The 7,121-nt window shown below is 69.3% G+C and carries 4 protein-coding genes; 2 read left to right on the forward strand and 2 right to left on the reverse strand.

Features of this window, described 5'->3' with window-relative positions; all coding sequences use genetic code 11:
* Positions 1-1,797 (reverse strand): methyl-accepting chemotaxis protein (locus Q0V34_RS20500; protein WP_297516172.1); only part of this gene is annotated, 1,797 nt, incomplete at its 3' end.
* Positions 1,798-1,960: 163 nt separating this feature from the next.
* On the reverse strand, positions 1,961-4,849 hold the full coding sequence (polA, locus tag Q0V34_RS20505; protein WP_297516178.1) for a DNA polymerase I: 2,889 nt from the start codon (positions 4,847-4,849) through the stop codon (positions 1,961-1,963).
* Between the two features lie 125 nt (positions 4,850-4,974).
* On the opposite strand from polA, the gene Q0V34_RS20510 reads away from it, so the two are divergent.
* On the forward strand, positions 4,975-6,345 hold the full coding sequence (locus tag Q0V34_RS20510; RefSeq protein ID WP_297516174.1) for a TonB family protein: 1,371 nt from the start codon (positions 4,975-4,977) through the stop codon (positions 6,343-6,345).
* Between the two features lie 97 nt (positions 6,346-6,442).
* On the forward strand, positions 6,443-7,121 hold a 679-nt coding region (locus Q0V34_RS20515), incomplete at its 3' end, for an aspartate-semialdehyde dehydrogenase (RefSeq protein ID WP_297516176.1).

Below are 7,121 nucleotides of genomic sequence, written 5' to 3' on the forward strand. Positions count from 1 at the left end.
GGCCGCCTGGCCGGCGCGGAAGCGCGCGACCATCTCGGCCAGCGAGGCGGCCTCGTTCTTGAGGGCATAGGAGGCGGCGGTCGCTTCCTCGACCATGGCGGCGTTCTGCTGAACGACCTGGTCCATCTGATTGACCGCGATGTTCACCTGGTTGAGGCCGGTCGCCTGCTCGTTGGTCGAGGCCGAGATCTCCGTCATCAGGGCGTCGATCGCCGCGACCTGCTCGACGATACGGCCCAAGGCCTCGCCGGTCTGTCCCACCAGATCCACGCCGGTCTCGACCTGCTGGGTCGAGGTCGAGATCAGGGTCTTGATCTCCTTGGCCGCCTCGGCCGAGCGCTGCGCCAAGGCGCGGACTTCCTGGGCCACGACGGCGAAGCCCTTGCCCGCCTCCCCCGCCCGCGCGGCCTCGACGCCGGCGTTCAGGGCCAGAAGGTTGGTCTGGAAGGCGATCTCGTCGATGACGCCGATGATCTGGCTGACCTGGCTGGCCGAGGTCTCGATCGCCGTCATGGCGCCGACGGCCTGGTCGACGATCTGGCCCGACCGCTCGGCGTCGGCGCGCGCGGTCGCCACCACCTGGGACGCCTCCTTGGCGCCGCTGGCGGTCTTGCGAACCGTGGCGGTGATCTCGTCCAGCGCGGCCGCCGTCTCCTCGAGGCTGGCGGCCTGCTGCTCGGTGCGCCGCGACAGGTTTTCGGAGGCCTGGGCGATCTCGTCGGAGCCGCTGTTGACCCCGCTGGCGGCGGCGGCGATCGCCTGGATCGCCTCACGCATGCGATCGGCGGCGGCGTTGAAATTGGTCTTGAGGCTTTCGGTCTTGGGGGCGAACGGCGTGGTGATGCGGTGGGTCAGGTCGCCGGACGCCAGATGGTCGAGGGCCTCGTTCAGCGAGTTGATCGCGATCGCGTCGTCGCGCGCGATCGCGGCCTTTTCGGCCTCGTTGGCGGCGCGGTCGCCTTCGGCGGCGGCGCGATCGGCGGCGGCGGCGCGCTCGACACGGATCTTCTCGAGGGCCGCGTCCTTGAAGTGCGCCACCGCGGCGGCCATGTCGCCGATCTCGTCCTTGCGGCCCTGGGCGGGTACGGCCACCGCGTTGTCGCCGGCCGCCAGCCGCCGCATGGCGTTGGTCATCGCCGTGACCGGGCTGGCGATCGCGCCGGTCAGCAGCAGGCCGCCGCCGACGGCGATGCCGGCGGTGACGAGAATGCCGATCGCCAGGGCCAGGGTCGATCGCAGCGAGGCCTGCTTCTGGGCCGCCGCTTCGGTCGCCAGCACGGCCTCGGCGTTCTTGGTGATGGCCTCGATCGCGTTTTCCACCGGCTCCACGGCCTTATCGGCGACCCCGTCGTGCTTGACGAGGTCGACCGCCCGCGGACGGGTCGCCGGATCCGCCCCCAGGGTCTCGCCCGGCTCGATGGCCAGCTTGCGATAGTCGGCATAGGCGGCGTCCACCGCCGCGATCCGGGCCATGTCCGCCTTGTCGCCGTCGGCGAGGGTTCGCAGATCACCGAGCGCCTTCAGGAACTTCGGCTTGTGGACCTCCTCCAGGCGCTTGACGTAGTAGGTGTCGCCCGACAGCAGGAAGCCGCGCAGCGAGTTCTCCTGCCGGGTCAGGCGGAAGGCCGCCGCATCGGCGGCGCGGACCATCTCGTAGGCTCGCTCGGTGCGCTCCACCGACTGACCATAGCTTGTGGTGTTGGCGTAGAGCGTGACGCCCATCACCATGATCGTCGCCAGCATGACGGCGAACACCGTCATTAATTTCTGGGGGATTTTCAGGTCGCCAAAGGACACGGTCCGGACTCCTCGCAACGGTCGCGACGAGCGGTAAGCCTCGGATAACGCTGCTATTTCACCGTTCGCCGTCGACCCAGGAGTCCGGTGAAATCAGTTGCCGACATGTTAACCTTGACGCGGCGTAAGGTCGCATGGGCGACATAGCGAAACCCATTTTGGGTTAGTGCGCCTCATCCCAGTTGAGCGCCGCGCGCGCCTCCACCGTAAGCGGCACGCTGATGGCCACGGCGGGCTCGGCGGCGCGCTCCATGACGCTCCGGATCACATCGCACGCGCGATCGGCCTCGTCCGCCGGCGCCTCGAAGACCAGTTCGTCGTGGACCTGCAGCAGCATCCGCGCCTGGAGGCCGGCGGCCTCCAGGGCGGCGGGCATGCGGATCATCGCCCGGCGCATGACATCGGCGGCCGCGCCCTGGATCGGCGCGTTGATCGCCGCGCGCTCGGCGAACTGCCGGTGGGCGACCGACTTGGCCTCGATGTCGGGGATGTTGATCTTCCGGCCGAAGATCGTCGTCACATAGCCATGCTCGCGCACGAAGGCCTTGGTGGCGTCCATATAGGCCTGGATGCCCGGGAAGCGCTCGAAATAGGTCTTGATATAGGCCCCCGCCTCGCCCTGGCCGATGCCCAGCTGGTTGGCGAGACCAAAGGCGCTGATGCCGTAGACGATGCCGAAATTGATCGCCTTGGCCCGGCGGCGGATCATCGGGTCCATGCCCTCGATCGGCGTGTCGAACATCTCCGAGGCCGTCATGGCGTGGATGTCGAGGCCCTCCTGGAAGGCCTTCTTCAGCTGCGGGATGTCGCCGATATGGGCCAAGAGGCGCAGCTCGATCTGGCTGTAGTCGGCGCTGATCAGCACCTTGCCCGGCTCGGCCACGAAGGCCTTGCGGATCTTGCGGCCCTCCTCGGTGCGGACCGGGATGTTCTGCAGGTTCGGGTCCGACGAGGACAGTCGCCCCGTCGTGGTCGCCGCCAGGGCGTAGGACGTGTGCACGCGCCCCGTCCGCTCGGCGATGGCGGCGATCAGGTTCTCGGTATAGGTGCCCTTCAGCTTCGAGAGCTGGCGCCAGTCGAGCAGCACGCGCGGCAGCTCGTGCTCGAGGGCCAGGCTTTCCAGGACGTCGCTGTCGGTCGACCACTGGCCGGTGGCGGTCTTCTTGCCGCCCTTCATCTGCATCTCGCCGAACAGCACGTCGCCGATCTGCTTGGGGCTGCCCAGGTTGAACGGCCGGCCGACCAGCGCGGTGGCCCGCTCCTCGAACTTGGCCATGCGCATGGAGAACTCGTTGGAGAGCAGGCGCAGCGCCTCGGGATCGACCCGGACGCCTTCGTTCTCCATCGCCGCCAGCACGGCCGGCATCGGCCGCTCCAGGGTCTCGTAGACCGCGGACAACCCCTCGCGGGCGAGCCTCGGCTTCAGCACCTCCCACAGGCGCAGGGTGACGTCGGCGTCCTCGGCGGCGTAGGCGGTCGCCTCGGCCAGGGCGACGTGCTTGAAACTGATCTGGGCCTTGCCGGTCCCGGCCACCTGCTTGAACGGGATCGGCTTGTGGCCCAGCCACAGTTCCGACAGCTCGTCCATGCCGTGGCCGTGCAGGCCCGCCTCCAGCACGTAGGAGATCAGCATGGTGTCGTCGATCGGCGCGACCTGGATCCCGTGGCGGGCCAGGACGGCGATGTCGTACTTGGCGTTCTGCGCGACCTTCAGCACCGCCGGGTCTTCCAGCAGCGGCTTGAGCGTGGCGATCACGTCGGCCAGCGGGATCTGCACGAGATCGGCGGCGGCCTCCAGCGCCAGGCCTTCCTTCTCGCAGTGGCCGACCGGGATGTAGCAGGCCTCGCCGGCCGCCACGGCCAGCGAGATCCCGCAGAGGCCCGCCGTCGCCGAACCCAGCGCGTCGGTCTCGGTGTCGAAGGCCACGACGCCCTTGGCCGTCGCCCTGGCCACCCAGGCCTTCAGGGTCTCGACGTCACGGACGCAAGAATAGGTCGCGTGGTCGATGGTGATCGGCTCGGCCGCCGGCTTGGCGGCGGCGCGGGCGGCCGCGCCCATGTACGAGACGGTGGTGACCGGCGCCTTGGGCTGGGCCGGCGGACGATCCAGGGTCCCCGGCGCGGCGGCGGCCGAACCATCGCCCACGCGGCGGGCCAGGGACCGGAACTCCATCTGGTCCAGGAAGGCCGCCAGCGCCGCCTTGTCCGGCTCGCGCACCTTCAGATCGTCCAGCGGCTCGGGCAGCGGGGTGTCGCAGTCCAGCTTCACCAGGGCCCGCGACAGGCGGATCTGGTCGGCGAAGGCGATCAGGGTCTCGCGGCGCTTGGGCTGCTTGATCTCGCCGGCCCGCTCCAAGAGCGTGTCGAGATCTCCGTACTCGGTGATCAGCTGGGCGGCGGTCTTGATCCCGATGCCCGGCGCGCCCGGCACGTTGTCGACGCTGTCGCCGCACAGGGCCTGCACGTCGACGACCCGCTCGGGATAGACGCCGAACTTCTCGAACACCTGCTCGCGGTCGATCCGCACGCCCTTCATCGGGTCGTACATCGACACGCCATCGCCGACGAGCTGCATCAGGTCCTTGTCGGACGAGACGATCACCGCCTCGCCGCCGACCTCGCGGGCCTTGCAGGCATAGGCCGCGATCAGGTCGTCGGCCTCGTAGCCCGGCAGCTCGATCGCGGGCACGCCGAAGGCCCGGGTGGCCTCGCGGACCAGCGGGAACTGCGGGATCAGGTCCTCGGGCGGCGGGGGGCGGTGGGCCTTGTACTGGTCGTAGAGCTTGTTGCGGAACGTCTGCTCGGAGTGGTCCCAGATCACCGCCAGGTGCGTCGGCGTATCGCCCTGCATGTCGCGCAGCAGCTTCCAAAGCATGTTGCAGAAGCCCTGCACGGCGCCCACCGGCAGGCCGTCGCTCTTGCGGGTCAGCGGCGGCAGGGCGTGATAGGCGCGGAACAGATAGGCCGAGCCATCGACCAGGAACAGCCGGACGGCGGGGCCGTCCTGGGTCAGGTGAGCGGCGGGCGGGGCTTCGGAGACGACGTCGGTCATGGCGGCGAACATAGGCAAGGCCGGGCCTCGCGGAAACCCTCTGGCGAGAGGCGATCGGATCGCCTAGGCTCGACCTAAGGTCGCGCCCCGCGAGGTCGCCGCCTGCCGTTCCAAGGGGGTTCATCGTGCCGCATCGTAAGCTTCTCCTGGCCCTTCTGGCCGCGGGTCTCTGCGCCACCGCCGCCGCGGCGAGCGCGCGGGACGACGATGACGGCGACGACGGCCCGCAGGCGGGCTGGAAGCCGCAATGGACGACGAACGCCCCCCGCGACAAGGTCAAGGCGGCCTTTCCCAAGGGCGCCAAGGAAAGCGGGCGCGCCGCGCTCGACTGCGTCGCCACCAAGGACGGCAAGCTGGTCGACTGCAAGATCGCCAAGGAAATGCCCGCAGGCCAGGGCTTCGGCGCGGCGGCCCTGACCCTGGTCGGCTACGAGCGGATCAAGACCAAGGACGACCAGGGCGCCTCGGTGGCCGGCCGCCCCGTGCGCACCTGGTTCGAACTGCTGGCCCCCGGCGACGCCAATCCCGACTGGCTCAAGCGCCCCACCGCCTCGGACCTCGCCGCGGTGTTTCCCAAGAAGGCCGTGGCCAGCGGCCAGAGCGGGCGGGCCAGCATCCAGTGCAAGGTCACGGTCGAGGGCTTCCTAGAGGCCTGCAAGGTCAAGAGCGAGGACCCGGTCGGCTACGGCTTCGGCGCGGCGGCCCTGCAACTGGCGCCGCAGCTGCGGATGACGCCGAAGATTCGGGGCGGCAAGCCCGTGCCCGGCGGCGACGTGACGGTGCCCGTCATCTGGCCGAACGTGCCGCAGGGCCTGACCCTGGGCCCCAGCCTGGTCCGCGACCTGCCGTGGATCCAGGCGCCGACGGAGGCCCAGGTCAAGGCCGCCTGGCCCAAGGAAGCCGCCGGCCTCGCCTCCGGGCAGGCGGCCCTGCGGTGCGGTCTCGCCAAGACCGGCGCGCTGACCGACTGCGACGTCATCGCCGAAAGCCCAGGGGGCAAGGGGTTCGGCAAGGCGGCCAAGGGGCTGGCCAAGGCGTTCCGCGTGGCTTTCCAGCCCGAGGACGCCAAGACCCTGTCCAATCTGAAGGTCGATCTTCCCTTCCGCTTCCGCTCGCCGTCTGAGCCGGACGGTCGTCGCCTGACCCGCCCGCATTGGGTGCGCACCCTGACCGCCGAGGGCATGGCCCTGGCCTATCCGGAGGCGGCGGTGAAGGCGGGCGTGAAGACCGGCCAGGGCGCGGCGCGGTGCACGGTCACGGCCACGGGCGAACTGGCCGATTGCCAGGCGGTGCGGGAGTCTCCGGCGGGCCTCGACTTCGGGGCGGCGACGATCAAGGCCGTGGCGGCTTTGCGCATGAACCCCTGGACCGAGGACGGTGACCCCGTCGAGGGCCTGACCATCACCATCCCGGTGCAGTTCAACTGGGAAGGCGAGCCGCCCCAGAGCGCGAAGCCGGCGCAGGGCGCCGCCGCGCCCTCGCCGGAGCATCGCTGATCGCCGGGCCAACTTTCCTCGCCTTGCGCCCGCCGGGCATGAGGCGTACGGGAACCGCCACGCCGCGACGTCCGCGGACGGAAGTGAGGAGAGCGCGATGGGTTACCGGGTCGCCGTGGTCGGCGCCACGGGCAATGTGGGCCGCGAGATGTTCAACATCCTCGAGGAAGTGAAATTCCCCGTGGACAAGATGCACGCCATCGCCAGCCGCAAATCCATCGGGGTCGAGGTCTCGTTCGGCAACGAGATTATTCGCTGCGAGGACCTGGAGCAGTTCGACTTCTCCAAGGTCGACATCGTGCTGATGAGCGCCGGCGGGTCGATCTCCAAGGCCTGGGGCGAGAAGATCGGCGCGGCCGGTCCGATCGTCATCGACAATTCCAGCCACTTCCGGATGGATCCGGACGTGCCGCTGGTCGTGCCGGAAGTGAACCCCGAGGCGGTCAATTCCATCCCGAAGAACATCATCGCCAACCCCAACTGCTCGACGGCGCAGTTGGTCGTGGCGCTGAAGCCGCTGCACGACGAGGCCAAGATCAAGCGGGTGGTCGTCTCGACCTATCAGTCGGTCTCGGGCGCGGGCAAGGAAGGCATGGACGAGCTGTGGGACCAGACCAAGGGCGTCTACGTCCTGGGCGCCCCGCCGCCCAAGAAGTTCACCAAGCAGATCGCCTTCAACGTCATCCCCCACATCGACGTCTTCATGGACGACGGCTTCACCAAGGAAGAGTGGAAGATGACCGTCGAGACCCAGAAGATCCTGGATCCGAACATCC

Origin of the sequence: uncultured Caulobacter sp., assembly GCF_947036865.1 — a bacterium.
In the GTDB taxonomy this organism is placed as follows: domain Bacteria; phylum Pseudomonadota; class Alphaproteobacteria; order Caulobacterales; family Caulobacteraceae; genus Caulobacter.